Annotated in this window: 20 protein-coding genes; 8 read left to right on the top strand and 12 right to left on the bottom strand. The window is 72.4% G+C overall.

The window, feature by feature from the left end; all coding sequences use genetic code 11:
* Nucleotides 1-17 precede the first annotated feature (17 nt).
* The gene (locus GEV10_03105) at nucleotides 18-905 is read right to left on the bottom strand and encodes a sugar kinase (protein ID MQA77464.1); all 888 of its coding nucleotides are present in this window, start codon (nucleotides 903-905) and stop codon (nucleotides 18-20) included.
* Between the two features lie 177 nt (nucleotides 906-1,082).
* On the bottom strand, nucleotides 1,083-2,531 hold the full coding sequence (locus GEV10_03100; GenBank protein MQA77463.1) for a glycosyltransferase: 1,449 nt from the start codon (nucleotides 2,529-2,531) through the stop codon (nucleotides 1,083-1,085).
* 904 nt (nucleotides 2,532-3,435) lie between these two features.
* Here GEV10_03100 and GEV10_03095 point away from each other — a divergent pair.
* A complete protein-coding gene (locus GEV10_03095; protein ID MQA77462.1) occupies nucleotides 3,436-4,701 on the top strand; it encodes a sensor histidine kinase in 1,266 nt (421 codons plus the stop codon).
* Complete coding sequence (locus tag GEV10_03090; GenBank protein ID MQA77461.1) at nucleotides 4,689-5,333, top strand: response regulator; 645 nt, start codon at nucleotides 4,689-4,691, stop codon at nucleotides 5,331-5,333. The genes GEV10_03095 and GEV10_03090 overlap by 13 nt, the downstream gene beginning before the upstream one ends.
* 17 nt (nucleotides 5,334-5,350) lie before the next feature.
* Here the strand turns inward: GEV10_03090 and GEV10_03085 are convergent, their stop codons facing one another.
* Nucleotides 5,351-5,938: a dihydrofolate reductase gene (locus GEV10_03085; protein MQA77460.1), complete on the bottom strand. Its 588-nt coding sequence runs from the start codon at nucleotides 5,936-5,938 to the stop codon at nucleotides 5,351-5,353.
* A gap of 102 nt (nucleotides 5,939-6,040) precedes the next feature.
* Here GEV10_03085 and GEV10_03080 point away from each other — a divergent pair, with 102 nt between their 5' ends.
* Nucleotides 6,041-6,616 (top strand): TetR family transcriptional regulator, encoded by a 576-nt coding sequence (locus tag GEV10_03080; GenBank protein ID MQA77459.1) that lies wholly within the window; start codon nucleotides 6,041-6,043, stop codon nucleotides 6,614-6,616.
* Here the strand turns inward: GEV10_03080 and GEV10_03075 are convergent.
* Nucleotides 6,600-7,241 (bottom strand): nucleoside/nucleotide kinase family protein, encoded by a 642-nt coding sequence (locus tag GEV10_03075; protein MQA77458.1) that lies wholly within the window; start codon nucleotides 7,239-7,241, stop codon nucleotides 6,600-6,602. The genes GEV10_03080 and GEV10_03075 overlap by 17 nt on opposite strands.
* A gap of 89 nt (nucleotides 7,242-7,330) precedes the next feature.
* Here GEV10_03075 and GEV10_03070 point away from each other — a divergent pair, with 89 nt between their 5' ends.
* Genes GEV10_03070 through GEV10_03060 form a run of 3 tightly spaced genes read left to right on the top strand, consistent with a single transcriptional unit; the run spans nucleotide 7,331 to nucleotide 9,886 of the window.
* Nucleotides 7,331-7,912 carry a phosphodiesterase gene (locus GEV10_03070; GenBank protein MQA77457.1) on the top strand — a complete coding sequence of 194 codons (582 nt, stop codon included), beginning with the start codon at nucleotides 7,331-7,333 and terminating at the stop codon, nucleotides 7,910-7,912.
* A gap of 10 nt (nucleotides 7,913-7,922) precedes the next feature.
* Nucleotides 7,923-9,050, top strand: coding sequence for an alkaline phosphatase family protein (locus GEV10_03065; protein ID MQA77456.1), 1,128 nt, complete (start codon nucleotides 7,923-7,925; stop codon nucleotides 9,048-9,050).
* A complete protein-coding gene (locus GEV10_03060) occupies nucleotides 9,047-9,886 on the top strand; it encodes a sulfurtransferase (GenBank protein ID MQA77455.1) in 840 nt (279 codons plus the stop codon). The genes GEV10_03065 and GEV10_03060 overlap by 4 nt, the downstream gene beginning before the upstream one ends.
* A 2-nt stretch (nucleotides 9,887-9,888) precedes the next feature.
* Here the strand turns inward: GEV10_03060 and GEV10_03055 are convergent, their stop codons facing one another.
* From GEV10_03055 to GEV10_03025, 7 genes are all read right to left on the bottom strand, one after another.
* Nucleotides 9,889-10,164: a hypothetical protein gene (locus GEV10_03055; GenBank protein ID MQA77454.1), complete on the bottom strand. Its 276-nt coding sequence runs from the start codon at nucleotides 10,162-10,164 to the stop codon at nucleotides 9,889-9,891.
* A gap of 74 nt (nucleotides 10,165-10,238) precedes the next feature.
* Entirely contained in the window at nucleotides 10,239-10,514 is a 276-nt protein-coding gene (locus GEV10_03050; protein MQA77453.1) for a hypothetical protein, read from the bottom strand.
* A 53-nt stretch (nucleotides 10,515-10,567) separates the two neighbouring features.
* Nucleotides 10,568-11,017: a DUF2752 domain-containing protein gene (locus GEV10_03045; protein ID MQA77452.1), complete on the bottom strand. Its 450-nt coding sequence runs from the start codon at nucleotides 11,015-11,017 to the stop codon at nucleotides 10,568-10,570.
* Nucleotides 11,018-11,134: 117 nt separating this feature from the next.
* A complete protein-coding gene (locus tag GEV10_03040; protein ID MQA77451.1) occupies nucleotides 11,135-13,480 on the bottom strand; it encodes a CHAT domain-containing protein in 2,346 nt (781 codons plus the stop codon).
* 270 nt (nucleotides 13,481-13,750) lie between these two features.
* Nucleotides 13,751-14,203 (bottom strand): hypothetical protein, encoded by a 453-nt coding sequence (locus GEV10_03035; GenBank protein MQA77450.1) that lies wholly within the window; start codon nucleotides 14,201-14,203, stop codon nucleotides 13,751-13,753.
* Entirely contained in the window at nucleotides 14,200-14,772 is a 573-nt protein-coding gene (locus GEV10_03030; protein MQA77449.1) for a sigma-70 family RNA polymerase sigma factor, read from the bottom strand. Before GEV10_03030 ends, GEV10_03035 begins: the two co-directional genes overlap by 4 nt.
* Before the next feature lie 39 nt (nucleotides 14,773-14,811).
* The gene (locus GEV10_03025; protein MQA77448.1) at nucleotides 14,812-15,993 is read right to left on the bottom strand and encodes a S8 family serine peptidase; all 1,182 of its coding nucleotides are present in this window, start codon (nucleotides 15,991-15,993) and stop codon (nucleotides 14,812-14,814) included.
* Between the two features lie 433 nt (nucleotides 15,994-16,426).
* Between GEV10_03025 and GEV10_03020 the strand changes: the two genes are divergently transcribed.
* Both GEV10_03020 and GEV10_03015 read left to right on the top strand, forming a co-directional pair.
* Nucleotides 16,427-16,918 carry a PH domain-containing protein gene (locus GEV10_03020; GenBank protein ID MQA77447.1) on the top strand — a complete coding sequence of 164 codons (492 nt, stop codon included), beginning with the start codon at nucleotides 16,427-16,429 and terminating at the stop codon, nucleotides 16,916-16,918.
* A 58-nt stretch (nucleotides 16,919-16,976) separates the two neighbouring features.
* Nucleotides 16,977-18,575 carry a PH domain-containing protein gene (locus GEV10_03015; GenBank protein ID MQA77446.1) on the top strand — a complete coding sequence of 533 codons (1,599 nt, stop codon included), beginning with the start codon at nucleotides 16,977-16,979 and terminating at the stop codon, nucleotides 18,573-18,575.
* Between the two features lie 6 nt (nucleotides 18,576-18,581).
* Here GEV10_03015 and GEV10_03010 read toward each other — a convergent pair whose 3' ends face one another.
* Nucleotides 18,582-19,391, bottom strand: coding sequence for a DUF3071 domain-containing protein (locus GEV10_03010; GenBank protein MQA77445.1), 810 nt, complete (start codon nucleotides 19,389-19,391; stop codon nucleotides 18,582-18,584).
* Nucleotides 19,392-19,585 lie beyond the last annotated feature (194 nt).

Below are 19,585 nucleotides of genomic sequence, written 5' to 3'. Positions count from 1 at the left end.
CCGGCGTGGCGGGCGGCTCAGTCGACGGGGCGGGCGCCGGCCTGGGTGAGGGCACGCGCGGCGACGGTCGCTCCGGCGGCCAGGGCCTCGGCGGGGTGGGCGCCCGCGAGCCAGCGGGGGAGCAGACCGGCGCAGAACGCGTCGCCCGCACCGGTGGGGTCGGTCACGCGGACGCGTTCGGCCGGGGCGTGCACGGGGTTCTCGCCGGCCGAGCACCAGACCGCGCCGTCGGCGCCGTCGGTGACCACGACGTGGGGGAAGTGCTTGGTCAGGGTGCGTGCCGCGCCGTACGAGTCGTGCTCGCCGGAGAGGTGACTCGCCTCCTCGTGGTTGGCGAGCAGCATGCTCGCGCCCGCGACGTGGCCGAGGAAGGTGTCGCCGCCGATGCGCTCGAGCAGGAGGGTCGACGGCGTGTCGACCGAGATGGTCGCGCCGACGTCGACCGCGTACCGGAGGGCGGTGAGAGCCCCGTCGCGGCCGCCCTCGTGGGCGAGCGGGTACCCGGACAGGTGCAGGTGGGTGTCGCGGTCGAAGACGTCCCTCGGGATGTCCTCGGGCGCGAGCGCCGCGTTGGCCCCCGGGTCGGGGAACTGGCTGCGCTCACCGCGCTCGCTGACGATCACGATGCAGGTGCCCGTGGGGCGGCTCTGGTCCATGACGACCCTGGCGTCGATGCCGTACCCGAGCAGCTCCATCTCCCTGGTGCGCCCGACCACGTCCGGGCCGCGGCGCGCGACGTAGGTGACGGTCTCGCCCTGGACGCCGAGCCAGGCGGCCACGTTGGCGCCCGAGCCGCCGCCGTAGCTCTCGATCCACGCGGGGGTGTCCATGCCGAGCGTGACCGGGCCCATGACCATGGCCACCACGTCGGTCATCAGGTCCCCGACGACGACAAACCTGCTCATGCATAGCTCCGTCTCGGCAGCGTGGTCGTCTCGTGTCCGCCTACCGTACAAGGCGCCCGGTGACGCGTCGCCGACCCTGCGTGACCGGCGCGCCCACCGGTTACCGCCCCCGAACGTAGCGAACCCCACCGCTGCTCGACCGGTGGGGTTCGCCGTGTACCTGCGCGGCAGGGCCGGTTACGCGGCGACAGGCTCCCGTACGCTGCGCTGCGCAGGCAGCTCGAACCCGGTGACCCGGGCGTAGATCTCCTCGAAACGGCGCAGCGACGCCGACTCGTCGTGCTCCGCGGCGATGGCGAGGCTCTCCTTGCCCATCCGGGCGCGCAGGGCGTCGTCGGTGAGGATCGTCGTCACGTGCTCCGCCAGCTCCGCCACGTCTCTGGGCGTGTGCAGGTACCCGTTCCTGCCGTCCTGGCACAGGTGGGGGAGCGCCATCGCGTCGGCGGCCACCACCGGGCGGCCCGTCGCCATCGCCTCGAGCGTCACGAGGCTCTGCAGCTCCGCCGTCCCCGGCATGCAGAACACGTCGGCGGACGAGTACAGCGCCGGCAGGTCCTCGTCGGGCACGAAGCCGAGGAACGTCACGTGCTCGGCGACGCCGCGTTCGCGGGCCCGCCGTTCGAGCGGCTCCTGGAGGTTGCCGATGCCGGCGACCAGCAGCTCGGCGTCGACGGAGCGCCGCACGGTGGGGAGGGCGTCGATGATGTCGTCGATGTGCTTCTCGACGTCGAGCCGCCCCACGAACAGGAGCCTCTTCGTGTCCGTCGCGGTGCCGCTCGTGTCCGACTCGTGGAACCTGCTGAGGTCGATGCCGCACGAGACGGCCTCCACCTCCATCCCGATGCCGGACGCGCGCACCAGTCGCGCGGCCGTGGGAGTCGGTGTCGTCACCGCGTGGGCGGGACCGAACACCCGGGCGAGGTCGAGCCACGCGACCCTGGTCACCAGGCGGGCGAGCGGACCGGGCAGCGGGAGGTACGGCAGCAGGTTCTCCGGCATGAAGTGGTTGGTCGCCACAAGCGGCAGGTCCCGGCGCCCGGCGAGCGACGACAGCGCCCGTCCCACGAGGAAGTGGTTCTGCACGTGGACGACGTCGGGCCGCACCTCGGCGAGCACCCGTCCGACATCGGTACGGACGTACAGCGGCGAGCCCACCTGGAACGAGTGGTGGAACGGCGTGCGCATCGACCGCACCCGGTGGACGTACACGGGTCCGTCCCGCTCGACCGTCGCGTCGCCGTCGGCCGACGGGCAGCACACGTGCACCTCGTGTCCGCGCGCCGCCAGTCCGTGGGCCAGCCGGTGCGAGAAGTACGCGGCCCCGTTGACGTGCGGCGGGTAGGTGTCGGCGCCGATCAGGACGCGGAGTCCGCGCGACGACGAGCGTAGGGACGCCGTTCCGTCGGTGCCGGTGGGGTAGGGCCGGCGAAACCGGCGGCACAGCAGCGCCACTCCACCCAGCACGAGGAGGACGGCCGTGCCGGTGGCGGTGACGCTGCCGACGTGCACCGGCTGGTGGAGCAGGCCCGCGCCGACGCCGATCGCGGCGAGCGGGTCCACGACCGTGATGACGGCGATGGCGAGGCCGAGCCGTCCGGTCTGGAACGACGTCTGCTGGAGCAGCATGCCGATGCCCGCCACCGAGACCGCCGCGAGCACGAACCAGCCGAGGGTGAAGGAGAGGCCCGACGCCGTGAAGGTGAACATGATCGGGCGCAGCATCGCGGACGTCACGCCGAACGCGAGGCCGGCTCCCGAGGCCAGCACGATGGTCCGTACGGGTCCGTCGATGCGACGCACGACGAGCGAGGTGATGCCGAGGACGGCGACGACGGCACCTGCGAGCGGGACGACGTCGAGGAACTGCAGGGCGGGCACCTCGGTGGGTGCGCGCAGGGTGGTCATGAGCAGGGCGAGACCGGCGGAGACGGCCCCGGCGGCGACGAGCTCGCCCGCCTGCGGCCTGCGGCGGCGGAGCAGCGCGCCCGCCGGTACCGCGAAGGCGACGGTCATCACGCCGATCGGCTGGATCAACGCGAGCGGCGCGAGGGACAGAGCGAGAACGTGCAGCCCGGCTCCGGCCAGGTTGGCGACGATCCCGGCGAGCCAGCGGGGTCGGCGAGCGAGTCGCGCGAGCAGTCGCGGGTGAAGACCGTGAGCACTGGTCTTCGTGGCCTGCTGGTGTTGGAGTGCCGCGCCGACCGCATAGCATGCGGCCCCGGCCAAGGCCAGAACCATCGCGAGCGCAGTCATGGATGGGCCCTTTCGCGAACGTGGATGCCTGTCGCCTACAGACTTGTCGCGTCGAGCCCGGACAACTATGGCGCGGGCTCCCGAATCGGTACGGGGGAATTCCCCACCCGTGGTTGGGGGCTTGCCTGCTGTCTGCTCCCAGGCTGTCGCCCTAAGGTGAAGGCGACGCGTCGACGACATGCTGTGCAGATGTCACCAACCCGACCCGCAAGTAGCTGTCTGTGCAGGTCGGGCTCACGGGAGCCGAGCGACAACCGAGTCGATGGTGAGGTGGGAGATGGCGGCACCTGAGCCGGGCGCCGCCGAGGCCACCAGATGGGAGCGCATCCCGTCCTGGCTGCGGGCACCGGTCACCGCCGAGCCGTGGCTCTACACGCTCTACGCCGTCCTGGGCCTGCTCCTCGGTGCGGTCTACTTCGCGCTCGTCCTGCCGCTCATCCTGGCTGCGCTCATCACGATCCCGTTCCTCTTCCTCGGCACGCCCCTGCTGTGGTTGACCATGGGCCTCGCCCGCACGTTCGCGAACCTCGAACGGTTGCGGCTGCGCGGGTTCACCGGGGTCTCCGTGGCGGCGAGCCCGCTGGAGGGTCGTCGCCGGGTCATCCGTTCGCCGTTCTTCCTGCTGCGCTCGAGGGACCGCTGGCGCGAGATCGCGTACTGCGTCCTCCGGCTGCCGGTGAGTGCGGTCACCGCAGGCCTCGTCGCAGGCAGCTGGGTGGTGGGCCTGGTCCTGCTGTGCGCGCCCTTCTACATGTTCGGCGAGCGGATGGAGTTCCTCCTCACCGGCGTCATGTCCCTGGGTGGCGCGGTGCTGCTCGTCACCGCGCCCTGGTTGGCGCGCGGCACGGTCATCGTGGACACGGCACTCGTCCGCGCGTTGCTCGGGCCGAGCGAGAAGGAACAGCTCACCGCCGAGGTGAGCACGCTGCGCACGAGCCGGGCGGGCGTCGTCGACGCGGCCGACGCGGAGCGCAGGCGCATCGAACGCGACCTGCATGACGGCGCGCAGCAGCGGCTGGTGGCACTGGCGATGGATCTCGGGGTGGCGCGGGCGACGTACGACGAGGATCCGGCCGCCGTCCGTGGGCTCATCGTCAAGGCGCACGAGGAGGCCAAAGCCGCCCTCGCCGACCTGCGCGAGCTGGTCCGCGGCATCCATCCCGCCGTGCTCACCGACCGCGGTCTCGACGCGGCGCTCTCGGCGCTGGCCGCCAGATGCGCCGTACCGGTCGACGTGAAGGTCGAGCCGGGCGAACGCGCCGACGTCACCATCGAGGCCGCCGCCTACTTCGTCGTCGCCGAGGCCCTCACGAACATCTCCCGGCACGCCCAGGCGGAGCGCGCGCAGGTCACGGTCACGCGCGCCGCCGACATCCTGCGGGTCGAGGTCGAGGACGACGGCGTGGGCGGTGCCGACCCCACCACCGGCACCGGGCTGGCCGGGCTGGAACGTAGGGTGGCCGCACTGGACGGGACGTTCCAGGTCGAGAGCCCGCGAGGCGGGCCCACCCGAGTCGTCATGGAGCTGCCGTGCGCGTCGTGATCGCCGAGGACTCCGTGCTGCTGCGAGAAGGCCTCGTCCGCCTGATCGAGAGCGCGGGCTACGACGTCACGGCGGTGCCGGACGCCGACCAGCTGCTCCGGGCCGTCGAGAAGGACCCGCCGGACGCCGTCGTCGCCGACGTCCGCATGCCGCCGACCCACACCGACGAGGGGTTGCGCGCCTCGCTCGTGATCCGGCGCAACCACCCCGATGTCGCGGTGCTCGTGCTCTCGCAGTACGTCGAGGAGCGGTACGCCGTCGACCTCATCGCCGGTGACACCCGCGGTGTCGGGTACCTGCTCAAGGACCGGGTCGCCGACGTCGCCGAGTTCCTCGACGCGCTGCGTCGCGTCATCGACGGCGGCACGGCACTCGACTCCGAGGTGGTCGCCCAGCTCCTCGTCCGCAGCCGCCGGCGCGACCCGCTGTCGGAGCTGTCGACCCGCGAGCGCGAGGTGCTCGGGCTGATGGCGGAGGGCCGCTCCAACACCGGCATCGCCGACCACCTCGTGCTGAGCCAGGGGGCGATCGAGAAGCACATCAGCAGCATCTTCACCAAGCTCGGCCTGCCACCGGGCAGCGAGCACGACCACCGGCGAGTGCTGGCGGTGCTGCGCTTCCTCGACTCCTGAGGCGGTGTGCCGGCCGGTCACCGCTCCCGGACGTAGCGCAGCAGGACGACGCCGCTGCCGTCGAAGACACGGCTCGACGCGAGCGCGTACCTGTCGATCCCGAAGCCGGCGTCGAAGAGCGGCGTGCCCGACCCGATGACGACGGGGTTGAGCTTGAGGTGGATCTCGTCGACCTCGTCGCGCACGGCGCCGGCGAGCGCACCGCCACCACAGAGCCAGATGTCCTTGCCGTCCTCCTTCTTGAGGTCGCGCACCTTCTCGACGGGATCGCCGGCGACGAGCTCGATCCGTGGGTCGGGCACCTCGGTGAGGGTCGAGGAGAACACGAGGTGCCGCATGTGCGGGTACGCGTTCTCGACCCCCATGCCCAGCCCCATGACGTACGACACCCGGCCCTCGAGGACGGTGTCGAAGTGGCGGTTCTCCGCGCCCTCGAGGCCCACCATCGGCCGGATGTGGTGCGGGACCATCTCGGGGTACTCCCGCATCAGCGGCTCCGCGTGGTCGCCGGCGAGCAGGAAGACCGTGTCGGACGGGTCCTTCCTGGTGGGGTCGGCGACGAAGCCGTCGAGCGTCGACGCGACGAGGTAGACGAGCTTTCGCATGGGGGCTCCTGTCGAGATTCGTGCCTGGCTTAACCACTATGAGTGTTGTACTCTAGATGTAGTGGTTAACGATGTCCAGGGCGAGATCCTCGGAGGACGGCGATGGCACGGAACCCGGAGCGGCGGACGGCGCTCGTCGACGCGGCGATCGAGGTGCTCGCGCGGGAGGGGGCTCGCGGCCTCACCTTCCGCGCGGTCGACACCGGGGCGGGCGTGCCGGTGGGCACGGCGTCGAACTACTTCTCCACGCGCGACGACCTGTTCAACCACGTCGGTCGCAGGATCCACGTCCGGATGATGCCGAGCACCGCCGAGGCCGAGGCCGCCGAGCGGGCGGGCCCGACGAGAGCCGCGGCCGTCGCGCAGCTGCAGGCGCTGTTCGGCCGGGTCGTCGGCGACCGCGACGGCTACCTCGCGCTGCTCGAGCTGCGGCTGGAGGCGACCAGGCGCCCGGAGCTGCGCGAGACGCTCACCGCGACGATCCGCGCCAACCATGAGCGCGACGTCCGGGGCCATGCCGAGTCCGGCATGCCGGGCGATCGCACCACCGTGCTGTTGCTGTACCTCGCGATCAGCGGACTCGTCGTCGAACACCTCACCCTGCCCGGCATGCTCGCCCCCCGCGCGCCGGAGGACGTGGTCGAGGAGATCGTCACGGCGCTCATGCCGGGGACGTGACGACGACGTCGGCGCGATCGCGGGTCGACCGGACGACCTCGGCGTTGCGCTCGTCGCTGCCGAGCGCCCGTGCCCAGGCCTGCTCCCTGGTCCGGCCGAAGTCCTCGTGGCGTCTCGCGAGCCGTTCCCTGCGAACGGTGTCGGGGAGGTCGACGTACCAGACCTCGTCGAGCAGCGGACGGATGCCCGCCCAGACGCCCTCGGCGCCGAGCAGGTAGTTGCCCTCGGTCACGACGAGCGGGACGTCGCGGCCGACCGGGACGGCGCACGCGACGGGCTCCTCGATCTCGCGCCGGAACAGCGGCGCATAGACCACGGGGTCGTCGTTCGCGCGGAGCCGCTGCAGCAGGGCGACGTAGCCGTGGCCGTCGAACGTGTGCGGCGCGCCCTTGCGCTCGGCGATGCCGAGGCGTTCGAGCTCGGCCTGGGCGAGGTGGAAGCCGTCCATGCCGACGAGCGCGGCGGTGCCCGGCCGCGCGTCGTTGAGCTCCGCGACGAGCCGCTCTGCGAGCGTCGACTTGCCCGCGGCGGGCGCGCCGGTGATGCCGAGGATCCGGCGTCTCGCGGAGGCGAGGCGCCACGACCGGTCGAGGAGCGCGGAGAACCGCGCCAGCGGGATCTCGATCTGTGCCTCCCCGGGTCACGAGCCGTCCCCGTCCACCGTCTTGACGAGTGTCTCGCGACCGGGTAGGTCGGAGGTGTCAGGATGGGCCCATGACGACAAGCACGTTGGACGACCTCCGGTCGGAGATCGAACGCTGCGGCTACTTCCCCGAGCTGGTGGTGCACGGCGTCGAGGGCGCGCTGGCGACGGAGTCGGCGAGGGACTGGATCGTCCACCACGAGGCGACGTTCGACGCGGAGATGGAGGTACGCCGCCACGTCTCGGTGCTGGTGCTGACCGACACCCGGCTGATCGTCCTGCACACCGACGACCATCCGCCGGCCGACCCCAAGGCGCAGCCGCACGCCACGACCAGCGTCGAGGCCGTGCCGCTGCGCAGCATCCAGTCCGTGCTGCTGAGCTCGGTCATCCCCGAGCCCGCGCGCTACCGCACCGCGCAGGTGCCCACCGAGGCGACGCTCACGGTCGGCTGGGGGATCGTCGGCCGGGTCGACCTCGAGCCGGCCGGATGCGCCGACGAGAACTGCGACGCAGACCACGGGTACACCGGTCAGGTCACCTCCGACGACCTGACCCTCAGGGTGAGCGGCACGGCCGAGGGCGACAGCGCCGTGCAGCGGCTGATCGACTTCGCCGCCGCCCTGTCGGTGGCGACGAGCCGTCCCGCGTGATAGCTGGCACGTGACCGTTCCCGCGCCGGTGCTCCCTCGCTACGGCGAGACGACCCTCGCGGAGCTCTTCCCCGCGATCCTGGGCGCTCTCGGCGTCCCGGTCGGTGGCCCGAACCTGCGGCTCGGCAGCGCCGACCGCGGCTGCCTGCTCCTCGTCGACGGTCTCGGGCGCGCGCAGTTGCGCGCCCATACCGACACCGCGTCGTACCTGACGTCGCTCCGCGAGCCGGCGCAGCTCACGTCCTGCGCCCCGTCGACGACGGCGACGAGCATCGTGTCGTTCGGCACCGGCCGGCCGCCGGGAGCCCACGGCGTGCTGGGGTTCAAGGTGCGGGTCCCCGGCGAGGCGCGCATGCTCAACCACCTGCACTGGTCCGACCGGGTCGACCCGGTCGTCTGGCAGCCCGAGCCGACCGTCTTCGGTCGCGCGACGGCCGCGGGCATGCCGGCGTTCTTCGTGGGGCCGGAGTCGTTCCGCGACAGCGGACTCACGGTCGCCGCCACGCGTGGCGCGTCGTACCTCAACGCGGAGACCGCGGACGAGCGGGTCGACGCCGCGGCGGCCGCGCTCGCCCGGGTCGACCGTGGCTTCGCGTACGTCTACTGGGGCGAGGTCGACCTTGCCGGCCACGTGTACGGCACCGCGTCGCAGGAGTGGCGCGACGCCGTCGCCGCGGTCGACGCGATGGTGCTGCGGTTGTGCGAACGCCTGCCGTCCGGCACCCTGCTCTGGGTGACCTCCGACCACGGCATGGTCGACATCGGTGCCGAGGGCAAGATCGACGCGGAGGCCACGCCGGGACTCGTGGACGGCGTGCTCCTGCTGGGCGGGGAGCCGAGGTTCCGGCACGTGTACGCGCGCAGCGGTGCCGCGGCCGACGTCCTGCGGTCCTGGCACGAGGTCCTCGCCGGCCGCGCCTGGGTGGTCTCGCGCGACGAGGCGGTCGAGTCCGGCTGGTTCGGGCCCAGGGTGGAGCGGTCGATGCTGGCCCGCATCGGCGACGTGCTCGCGGTGCCGTACGCCCGGTGGGCGGTCGTGGCCCCGCGTGCGGAGCCGCAGGCGACGGCGCTCATCGGCTACCACGGCTCGCTCACCAGGGCCGAGCTCGACGTGCCACTCCTGGAAGGACGCGCATGAGGGACCCATTGATCGGTGTCGCCGAGCTGGCCGAGCGGCTCGCGGGCGATGACCCGCCTGCTCTCCTCGACGTACGTTGGTCGCTCGGCGGCCCGCCCGGTGTCGAGGCCTACGACAGAGGGCACCTCGCGGGCGCGGTCTTCGCCGACCTCGACACCGACCTGTCGGGTCCCCCTGGTGCCGGTGGTCGCCATCCGCTGCCGACCGCCGACGCGTTCACCACGGCGATGCGCCGCCTCGGGGTGTCCCACGGCCGCGCCGTGGTGGTGTACGACGCCGGCGACGGGCAGCCCGCCGCCCGGGCCTGGTGGTGCCTCACGTACTTCGGGCACGACGACGTACGCGTGCTCGACGGCGGATACGGGGCGTGGCTTGCCGCCGGCCTGCCCGTGACGACGGCGTCGCCGACCCCCGAGGCCGGCGACTTCACGGCCGGGGCGGGGCACCTCCCACTCCTCGACGCCGACGGCGCCGCGGTGCTCGCGCGCACCGGCGTGCTGTTCGACGTGCGGGCGTCGGAGCGGTACCGCGGCGAGACAGAGCCGATCGACCCCGTCGCCGGCCACATCCCAGGGGCGGTCAGCGCCCCGACGGCCGCGAACAGTCACGGTGACGGGGGATTCTTCGAGCCCTCGGTGCTGCGCGAGCGGTTCGCCGGCCTCGGCGCGACCCCGACGGAGCCGGTCGGAGCCTACTGCGGTTCGGGTGTGAGCGCCGCGCACGCGGTGCTGGCGCTGCGGCTCGCGGGATACGACGCGGCACTCTACGTCGGCTCGTGGTCGGACTGGGTGAGCGACGAGACGAGGCCGGTCGCCACGGGACCGCAGGCCGGGTAGCCCTACGAGCCGTCCGGGCGCGTGCCCTGCAGCAGGATCGTGCCGATGACGACGAGAGCCAGCGCGACGAGCCCACCGATCCACGCGATCCTCGGCAGCGTCTCCGACTGACCGAGCTCGCGGGCCTTCGACTGGCCGACGAGGCCCAGCACGATCCCGGGGATGCCGGCGCAGACGAACCACCCGACGATGCCGAGGATGCCGAGGATCAGCGGCGTGTTGTTCTCCTGCCGCACCGGTCCATGGCCGCGGCCCGCGAGGGGCTGGGGGTTGTTCATGCGCTCGTGTCCTTTGTCGGGGGCGGAGATGACGAAGGCGCCGGACGTCCGCGTCCGGCGCCTTCCTCGGAGTCTCAGCTCATGCCGGCGGCCATCGAGAAGTTCGCGATGGAGCCGATGATGCCGAGGACACCCACGATGATGCTGACGATCAGCGCAGCCTTGAAGAGGCTGTCCGACTCACCGGTCTGCTTCACCTTGTTCAGGCCGATGATCGCGATGATCAGGCCGGCCGGCCAGCAGATGACGGCACAGACGACGCCGATGATGCCCAGGGTCTTCGACGATTCGTTCGCCGGCTGCGGGGCACCGTAGCCGCCAGAGGGGTCCTGCGGCGGTGGGGTGGTCATTGAGTTCTTCCTCCTTGGTTGGGTGTTACGCCGTCGGTGATGCACTCCCGCCGTTACGGGAGGAGCCCGTACCTGAAGAGCTGCCAGATCTCGGCCGCTGCGAACAAGGCGATGCATAGTAGTACGCGCGGCCGGTTCGACATCGTCTCCCACCACCGGCCGACGCCGGTGAGCGGTGACGTCGCGAGGAGCGCGATGATGACGACCGTGACCGGGTTGGCCGCCAACGCCCCGACGATGTCCAGGTTTCCGGCGTGGACGGCAGCCGTCGTCGTGCCACACAGAGGACACGGGATGCCGGTGAACTGCCGCAGCGCGCACAGGGTCTCCGGTCGCCACGGAAGGTTGATGTTGGCCAGGACCACAGCGACGACGCCCATCACACCGATCCGCACACCGGTGCGCCACAAGGCCGACCGCAGCGAGCCCTCCCAGGGACGCCGCGAACCGCGTGCCAATTCGCGGATTGTGGCCATGTGCTCCCCTCGGCTGCCACGCCGCATGCTTTCGGATCAGGTGCTTCCGGTCAAGTACCGGTAACGGCGAGCCGATGTTACCCGCTCGCGGGGCGGCAGGGGCCGCCGGCCGGACGATCCTGGACGCCGTCATCGCGGCGCCTTCTATTCGCTCGCCCCGAAACAGACGAATCCCAGCGTGCCCGTGGTCGTTTCGGCCTCGGCGAGTGCGCGTCCCGGCGATGCGCCCGCGGCCAGCCGGCGGTGGAAGCTGCCCATGAGTGTCCTCGTCTCGTTGTCGGCGACGGGTGTGACACTCGCGACGAGGGTCGAGGTTCCCAACGACAGGAAAGCCGCTGCGACTCCTTGGAGCTCGTCTCCCGGATGCACTGCGGAGAGTGCGGTGTCACATGCGGACAGCACCAGTCGTCGCGGGGCGCGGCTGATCCGTTCCAGGTCGTAGACGGTGAGTGGCCCATCATCGAGGTCGAGCGCGGAGAACTGCGGGTTGTCGAAGCGGAAGCGTCCGTGGGCCGCGATGTGAACGGTCGACGCACCGTCGATGGCGTCGAGGGTGGCGGCGACGGTCGCCCGGCGTCCGGTCAGGCGCCGCACCCCGCGATGGTGCCTGGCGACCGCGCGCACCTCGGCGGCCGAATGGTCGAGGCCCGGACCCGCCACGACGACGACGCCACGACCGCGCGAGGGCGACCGTAGGCGCCGGGTGGCCGAGACCCACATCGTCACCGACGGCACCACGCTCACCGTCGTGTCGCGCAACGACGGGAGGGCGGACCAGGGGAGGGCGTGCAACGCGTCGCTCGGCGCGATGACCAGCTCACGGTCACCGATCGCCTCGCGCAGGGGGGCGAGGAGCATCGCGTCGAGCTGTCGTCCGGAGTACGCGACGCCCGCCTCGGCGGCGGCGAGGCTCGCGGCCGAGCCGTGGCGTCGTGCCAGCCGGTGGAGCGAGAACCGCAACGAGTCCATCTCGGTCGCCGCCGCGCCGAACGGGCCGAGCTCGTGCAACCGGCACCGACCGGCGGCGAAGGTGACGGCCACGAGCGTTCCGTCGTGGTCGGCGAGCTCCACGAGTGCGCGGTCGCCCAGCAGTTCGCGGAGCTCGGCACGGTCGAGCGCGCCACCCGTCGAGCGTCCGGACGGGCCGGTGACGACGCGGCTACGGTCGCGCACCGCGCGCTCGAGTCGCACCTGCTCCGCCGTCAACGGGCGGGTGTCGTCGCCGCGCGCCGAGCAGGTCGCGAGGTCGGCCGTCACCCGGCGCAGCTGGGCGAGGTCGCGCGCGAGCCGCGGATCGTGCGGCGGCCGGACCGGGGGGCGGCGAAGCGCATTGGCCCGCCAGCGTTCGACCCATGTGAGGTAGCGCCATCCGTCTCCGGACTCCTTGGTGAGCCTGACGCCGAGGGTCGCGAGGTCCTCGCCCCATCCGCTCGCCCTGACCCGCAGGTCGGTGGCGCCGAGGGTGGCGGCGTAGTCATCGACCACGCCCAGCCCGGCTCGAGCGGCGCGCAGCGCGCCCCGTTCGTCGGCGTCGACGAGGCGACGCAGGGCGGTCGCGTACCAGGCGGGCGCGCGGACGGCGATCGGTCCGCGATGGCGGGCCCGGCTCGCGTGGTCGAGCTCGACGCGGGCGACCCGGCGGTCGCCGAGCTCGTGCGCCATCGCCCCGGCGAGGACGTGACTGTGGACCGCGGCGTGCGCCCAGCCCCGCCTGCCGAGCCGGCGCGCCGAGGACCGCAGGTCCCCGAGCAGCTCCCCACCGCTCTCGCCCGCCTCGACCCTGGCGTACAGGGCGAGGTGGTCGGCGAGAGCGGTCCACCCGGGTCGCCGCTGTCGCCGGAACTCCGCCGCCGCCTCGGAGGCCGTCCGCGCCGCCGCACCGGCGGCGTGGTCGAGCAGGTGGGTGCGCGCGAGCAGCACCTGCGCCTCGGCGACGTCGACCGCGAACCCGCCCTCGGCGAGGACGTCGACGGCGTGCTCGAGGTGCTCGCGGGCGTCGCGGAACAGCCGGACCGAGAGGTAGGCGTCCGCGACGTCCAGCAGCCGAGCGGCCTGGTTGTGCCCCTGGGCGGGGAAGAAGGGCTCGGCCTCGGCGAACAGGCGCAGTGCGGTGGGAACGTCGCCCGTCCGCAACGAGATGAAACCGAGGTTGTGTCGCGCCTGGCCGGAGAAGACTTCGAGCCCGTGCCGGTCCGCGAGTTCGATCGTGCGACGCAGATCACGTTCCGCCGCGCGGTAGCCACCCGTGTAGCCGAGCAGGGCGCCCCGATTGGACAGCACGCGGCAGATCCACTCTGGTTCGGCGAACCGTTGCAGATGGGTCAATGCTCGTGCGAATGTCGACAGGGCCTCGTCGTAGCGGCCGGCTCGGCTCAGCACGAGCGCACGCTGAGTGTGCAGGTAACCGAGGTCGACTCCGCGCAGGGCGCGCGCCGCCACGTCTGCCTCGGCCAGTGCCGCGCGGAACTCGCCACGATCAGCGAGGACCACGACGAGACTCAGCCTCGCCTCCGCGGCGCGTTGCCTCAGTCGTGCGTCCGCGGCGGTTGCGACAGATCGTCGCAACGTGCGTTCGGCCCGTCGGGCGTCACCGGCGAGTTTCTGGGTGAGACCGAGTGCGCGCAACGCCACTGCCCGGGCTTCTGCGTTGGCGTCAGCCGACCGCAGGACCGCGAAGGCTTCGTCGCGTGCGCGTCGCGGGTCCACGGCCACGGTTCGGCGCGCCCGCTCGGCTCGGAGGACGAGGTCCAGGGGGTTCTCCTACACCGTGACCCAGCTCGTCGACACCAACCGCGACGGCTCAGTCAGCCGGCAGGAGATGCTGATCGGCCCCGGTGGGACCGACGCCGCCCTGAACCGCCCGAGCTGATCGGCGGCGGCACGCAGGCTCCCGCCGCGCCAGCGCACCTCGACCTCGGCGGGCTGGGGTGGGACGAGCTGACCGAGCAGCCGGTGCGCGCCGCCCAGGTCGGACACCTCGACCTCGACGACCAGGTGGTCGCCCTCGAACGTCAGCAGTCGGGGGCCGGTGTCGGATCGGTTGCGCACCCCCGCCGGATCCGTGAGGGAGTCGCCGACGAGCTCGGCCAGTGCGCTGTCCGGGTCGCGCCACGACAGGCTCGCCAGGGCTGCGTCGAGCGCATGGTGCGGAACGGGATCGGCGGCCCCGAAGGCGGAGCGCAGCCGCGTCACTACAGCGTCCTCTGCGTTCATCTGTCATCCCCCTCCAGCAGCTGGCGCAGATGGTTCAGGCAACGCCCCCGGGTCGGGCCCAGGCTGCCGACCGGCATGTCGAGCGCCGCCGCGACGTCGTCGTAGTTCGACACCGGACCGGCGGCAACGACCCGGAGGACGCGTTGACAACGTTCGGAGAGTTGCGCGAAGGCGCGGAGCACCCGGCGGCGCTCCTCGTCGAGGAGCAGTGCGACCTCGGGGGTATCGCGGTCGGGCGCGGGAAGGTCGGCGCCGTGACCCTCGGCGGGCTGCTCGCGAGATCTGTGCTTCGACACGCGGATCGCCTCGTTGCGTGCGGTCGCCGCGAGCCAGCCGGCGAGTGCGGCCGGCTCGCGAAGGCTGCCGAGATGCTCGACGAGGCGCAGCCAGGTGGTCTGGTAGACGTCCGCGGCGTCGACCCGGCCGAGACCCTGCGAGCGGGGGACAGCCCAGACCAGGGTGGAGAACCGGTGCACGATCTGATGCCATGCCTCGTCGTCGCCCTCCGCGGCGCGCTTGACGAGGGTGGCGTTGTCCGGCTCCTCGGTGTGCGTGCGGACCGTCTCCACGCCCACCTCCAGACGGATGCACCGACGACATCCGTGAGGTTACCGGGCACGGCGCCGCTCGAGCACGGCGAGGCCGAGATCCGGCACCAACCGGTGCTTGGCCGGGTCCAGCAGCGTACGGGTGGCCTGCGGCGCGTCCATGCCCTTCGTGGCGCAGAGATTCGCGACCGCGCCCGACACCTGTGCCGTGGCGAACGAGGTGCCGCTCCACTGGGCGTACCCGAGGAACAGGTCGGCGTCCGTCACGTCTCCGCCGCCGCCGGGACCGTTGAACCAGACGAAGCTGCTCGCCACCTGGTGGCCGGGCGCACACGCGTCGACCCACCATCCGTGGTTGCTGAACGGCGCGCGCCCACCGCCGGCCGACTCCAGTGCGCCGACCGCGACGACCGACTTGAGGGCCGCAGGCCAGAACGGTCTGGACGAGCCGCGATTGCCGGCGGCCGCGACGACGACGGTGTCAGGACCGAGCGCGTGGAGCGCGTCGAGGAGGAGTGGCGACGGGCGGTCGTCATGCGTGTAGGCGCCGAGGGAGAGGTTCACGACGTCCGTCGCTCCGGTCACGGAGGGACGCAACGCCATCAGGGCGCGGATGAGAGCGGCCTCGTCGCAGACGCCGTCACTGTTGAGGACCCGCACCGGGCGGATGTCGGTGCTCGGCCCCTGCGTGAGAAGGAGGCCGGTGACGAACGTGCCGTGCCCGGCCTGGCTGTCGAGGAGGAAGTCCTGGTCGCGGTCGACCTCCTCGGCATGCTGCGGGCCGCAGTCGGCGAACCAGGAGCGCCCGGTGAACCACGGATGCGCCGAGATGCCGGTGTCGAGGACCGCGGTGACGGTGGAGCGCGTGCCGGGTGCCGGTGCCCGGGGCGGTCGAGGGCGATGGGCGGGCTGGGTCGGCGGGCTGGCAGGACCGCCGTTCCAGAGGGGCTCTCCGGAGTAGAGGCTGTTCGGCGCGACGCGTGCGTACGGCTCGAGGTCGGCGGTGACGGCGCGGAGGTCGACCTTGGCACGTCTGCGGAGCCGCACCCTGACGATACCGGCGCCTCTGACCTGCTCGCTGCCGTCGACCCACTTGCGCAGCCGGTCGCTGACGACGTCGGCGTGCCGGCGGGTGCAGAGGATCTCGTGGCTGCGCGCCATGGCCTGGCCGACGTCGTCGAGCACCACCGCGTCGTGCCGGCGGCAGATACGGCTCGCTCTGTCCTCGTGCTCGGCGTTCATGCCGGGGTCTCCGTCCTCGTTGGTGCGTCGGCCCGAAGGGTACGAGGGGCCGTGCGCCCCCGCTGGCACGGCCCCTCGTGTGCCGGCCCTTGTGACACGCTCGCGCTCGGCGCGATCACGTGCACACCAACCCCCGGCCGGCGGACACGGTCAGTCGGTGTCAGTGGGATGACCGTGTCACGGGGCCAGAGTGCGAAGCCCCGGCTCAGATACCTGCCGACTGACCCCGGTCCGCGACTACGACGATCCGTCACGGCACACTGCCGCGCCGTGACGCCTCTCGGGACCGGACACGTGAGGGGCACCCCGACCGTGTCGGGGCGCGGTGAGGGTGCCGCTCACCGCGCCCCGCTCCAGGACGCCCGCTCGGCCGACGACTGACGAATGCCGGATGTGGGGACGGACGCTCTAAGCTCGAAGCGTGTCCGCACCGCTGCGCGCTCCCGCGCACACCGTCTCCCGGCGAGCCGTCTACCAGTGGGTCGTCGAGGGATTCGTGCAGTTCGCGATCCTGCTCGCGATCGGGTTGCTGATCACGTGGTGGAACCCCGACTTCCTCCCCGACGCGGCGTCGCGCTGGCGGTGGATCCTGCCGATCGCGCTCGGGCTGTTCGGTCTGCTCTTCGTGGTGGTGGAGCCGGTGTGGCGCTACCGCGTGCACCGCTGGGAGGTGACCGCAGGCGTCGTGTTCACCCGGGCCGGATGGCTCAGCCGCGAGTGGCGGGTGGTGCCGGTGAGCCGCATCCAGTCGGTCGACACCCAGCGGGGAGTGCTCCAGCGGATGTTCGGCCTGGCGACGCTCGTCGTGCAGACCGCCTCGCACGCCGGGTCGAGCCAGATCGTCGGGCTGCCCGCCGACGTCGCCGTCCGGCTCTCGTTCGACCTCGCCCAGCAGGCCAACCTGCTCGAGGACGACGCCACATGACGGTGTGCCCCGGCGTCCTCCGCCGCTCCGCTCCTCGCTCGGCGAGTGCGTGGGCGCGATGTGTGCTCCGGACCGCTGCGATGCTCGCTTTGGAGGACGCCTCGTGACGGACCAGTACCGAGCCGACGACGTGTCATTGGCGGCGCCTGCCATCGCCGCGCCGGGCACCGTGCAGCGGTTGAGCGCGCGGAGCCTCGTCGTCGACCCGATCAAGCGGCTCGGCACGTTCGCGCTGCCGCTGGCCGCGGCGTTCGTCATCTCCGGGCACTTCACCGTCGACCGGGCCGCGTACTACGGGCTCGCCGGCGGCCTGCTGTCCATCGCGTACTCGCTGATCCGCTGGGCGACGTTCCGCTACGCCCTGCACGACAACCGGCTCGACATCACCTCGGGCCTGCTGGCCAGGAAGTCGCGGTCGATCCCGCTCGATCGGATCAGGGGAGTCGACCTGACGGCCTCGCCGATGCACCGCCTGATGCGGCTCGTCGTGGTACGCGTCGACGCCGCCGCGGGCGGCACGGGGCGTGCGGACGAAGGCGTTCTCGACGCGGTCACGGCAGCCGAGGGCGCGCGCCTGCGGCGGCTGCTGCTCGCGCGCCGGTCCGCCGCGCCCGCGGCGGACGCCGAGGCACCGGAGGTCGCGCAGGTGCCCGGCCGAGACGACCAGCCGCGGACGGTGCTCGCCCGCGTCAGGCGATCCTGGTTCCTGATGTCGCCGCTCACCGGCGCCTACCTGTTCGCCCCGCTCGCGCTGCTGGGCACGATCTGGGGCTGGGTGGCGCAGAGCGACACCATCGGCCAGCGCCAGGTGCAGGGCGCGGCGGCCTGGCTCGTCGCCGACCCCTGGCTCGTCGGATTCGCGGCGCTCGCGTTCCTCGTGCTCGGCTTCCCGATCGCGTCCGTCGCCATGACCGCCCTGCTCAACTGGGACTTCACTGTTCGCGGTACTCCCGACGCGCTGGAGCTCGAACGCGGCCTGCTCACCCGGCGTCACGTCACGCTGGAACGGCGGCGGCTGCGCGGGTGGGAGCTCGTCGAGGCACTGCCCGCGCGCATGGTGCGTGCGGGTCGGCTGCGCGCGCTCGTCACCGGGATCGGTGCGGAGTCGCACCACTCGCGCGCCGAGCTGCTGCCGGTCGCCCCCGTCGAGCGGGCCTACGCGCTCGCGGTCACGACGGTCGGCGCGCGGCCGGAGACGCTGACCGCCCATCCGCGCGCCGCCCTTCGCCGCCGGCTGTTCCGCGCGATCGTGCCGTGGACGGTCCTGGCGATCGCCGCGTTCGCCACCGGGGCGCCCGAGGCGGGCGTGCCGCTGCTCGCGCTCGCGCTGCTCGGCATCCCGCTCGGCGTGGACAGGTACCGGTCGCTCGGTCACGCGTACGACGGCGAGCTGGTGAGCGTCCGCGGCGGCTCGTGGTCACGGCGCACCGTGGTGCTGCAGCGGCGCGCGGTCGTGGGCTGGCAGGTGCGGCAGACGATCTTCCAGCGGCGGCAACAGGTGGCCACCCTCGTCGTCGGCGTGGGCGCAGGGAGCGGCGGCTACGCGGCGACCGATATGGACGCCGACTCGGTCGCCACGTTCGCGCACGAGGTCACCCCGCGCTGGCTCGCACCGTTCGTGTCCGAGGAGGCGACCCCGGCGGAGCCGACGCGCTAGGCGGCCTCAGTCCTTCTGTCGGCGGGTGCCGAAGATGATCTCGTCCCAGGACGGCACCGACGCGCGCTTGTTGGCCTTGGCTGGTTGGCGGGCGATGCGCAGCGGCTGGGTGTCGTTGTCGTCGGCGAGGGGTTCCTGCGGCTCGACGATCGAGGAAGCCGGCTCCACGCCGCCACCCACCGCGGCCAACCGGGGCCGCTCGACGACCTCCTCGACCGGAGGCTCGGGACGCACCGTGCCGTTGGCGCTCACCAGGGACGCGGCCTCGTCGTCGACCGGGCGGACGTGGCGCGCGGACACGTCGTAGATCCACTCCGCGACGCCGCTGCGGTTGGCGAGCTTGTACTGCAGCCGCACCTTCCAGGTGCCGTCCTCGCGCCGCCAGGAGTCCCAGTCGAGGTCGTCGGGGTCGACGCCCCTGGCCTGCAGTCGCTGGCGGACCAGCTCGCCGAGCTCGGCGTTGGGCTGCGACTCGCCGGGACGGCGCACCGCCGTCTTCTGCGCGAGCTCGGTGATGTGCATGCGTTCCCTGATCACCGGGGTGGCGAACGCCTCGATGCGCTCCAGCGGGAGCCCGGCGGCACTGGCGACCTCTTCCGGGCTCTGACCGGCGCGGATGCGGGTCTGGATCTCTTTTGGTCGCACCGTGCTCTCCATCTGCTTCTCGAGCTGCCCGGGACGCGCCGCCGCGCCCTGGACGGCGGCGCGGATCCGCCCGTCGAGTGGCACACGGAAATGCGCACCTGTGGCATCGGGAGCGGCGAGGAGCAGGTGGTCGCCCTCGTCACTGATCCCGACGAGGCGCAATTCCTGCATGCTCGGCCTCCGGGCGGCAGTCGACAACACAGGCAGTCTCCTCGCACGGGGAGGCGGGTGCTACGACCACGCCCGGCGAGTCGCGAAGTCGGTCGGCGACTGCCACAGTATTGACTGCCTTCGGCGGCTGACGCCGGTGTCGGGAGGTGGTGGTGTCGCCTCCATGGGCGGCCGAATCGACGGTGACCGGGAGT

It is taken from the genome of Streptosporangiales bacterium (genome assembly GCA_009379955.1).
In the GTDB taxonomy this organism is placed as follows: domain Bacteria; phylum Actinomycetota; class Actinomycetes; order Streptosporangiales; family WHST01; genus WHST01.
This window is presented reverse-complemented; position numbering and strand designations above follow the sequence as displayed.

What these genes read in the sequence shown, in the direction of transcription:
- GEV10_03105 (MQA77464.1), bottom strand. Translation starts at nt 905, where the DNA reads ATGAGCAGGTTTGTCGTCGTCGGGGACCTGATGACCGACGTGGTGGCC.
- GEV10_03100 (MQA77463.1), bottom strand. Translation starts at nt 2,531, where the DNA reads ATGCTGCTCCAGCAGACGTCGTTCCAGACCGGACGGCTCGGCCTCGCC.
- GEV10_03095 (MQA77462.1), top strand. Translation starts at nt 3,436, where the DNA reads ATGGCGGCACCTGAGCCGGGCGCCGCCGAGGCCACCAGATGGGAGCGC.
- GEV10_03085 (MQA77460.1), bottom strand. Translation starts at nt 5,938, where the DNA reads ATGCGAAAGCTCGTCTACCTCGTCGCGTCGACGCTCGACGGCTTCGTC.
- GEV10_03080 (MQA77459.1), top strand. Translation starts at nt 6,041, where the DNA reads ATGGCACGGAACCCGGAGCGGCGGACGGCGCTCGTCGACGCGGCGATC.
- GEV10_03070 (MQA77457.1), top strand. Translation starts at nt 7,331, where the DNA reads ATGACGACAAGCACGTTGGACGACCTCCGGTCGGAGATCGAACGCTGC.
- GEV10_03060 (MQA77455.1), top strand. Translation starts at nt 9,047, where the DNA reads ATGAGGGACCCATTGATCGGTGTCGCCGAGCTGGCCGAGCGGCTCGCG.
- GEV10_03055 (MQA77454.1), bottom strand. Translation starts at nt 10,164, where the DNA reads ATGAACAACCCCCAGCCCCTCGCGGGCCGCGGCCATGGACCGGTGCGG.
- GEV10_03050 (MQA77453.1), bottom strand. Translation starts at nt 10,514, where the DNA reads ATGACCACCCCACCGCCGCAGGACCCCTCTGGCGGCTACGGTGCCCCG.
- GEV10_03045 (MQA77452.1), bottom strand. Translation starts at nt 11,017, where the DNA reads ATGCGGCGTGGCAGCCGAGGGGAGCACATGGCCACAATCCGCGAATTG.
- GEV10_03035 (MQA77450.1), bottom strand. Translation starts at nt 14,203, where the DNA reads ATGAACGCAGAGGACGCTGTAGTGACGCGGCTGCGCTCCGCCTTCGGG.
- GEV10_03025 (MQA77448.1), bottom strand. Translation starts at nt 15,993, where the DNA reads ATGAACGCCGAGCACGAGGACAGAGCGAGCCGTATCTGCCGCCGGCAC.
- GEV10_03015 (MQA77446.1), top strand. Translation starts at nt 16,977, where the DNA reads ATGTGTGCTCCGGACCGCTGCGATGCTCGCTTTGGAGGACGCCTCGTG.
- GEV10_03010 (MQA77445.1), bottom strand. Translation starts at nt 19,391, where the DNA reads ATGCAGGAATTGCGCCTCGTCGGGATCAGTGACGAGGGCGACCACCTG.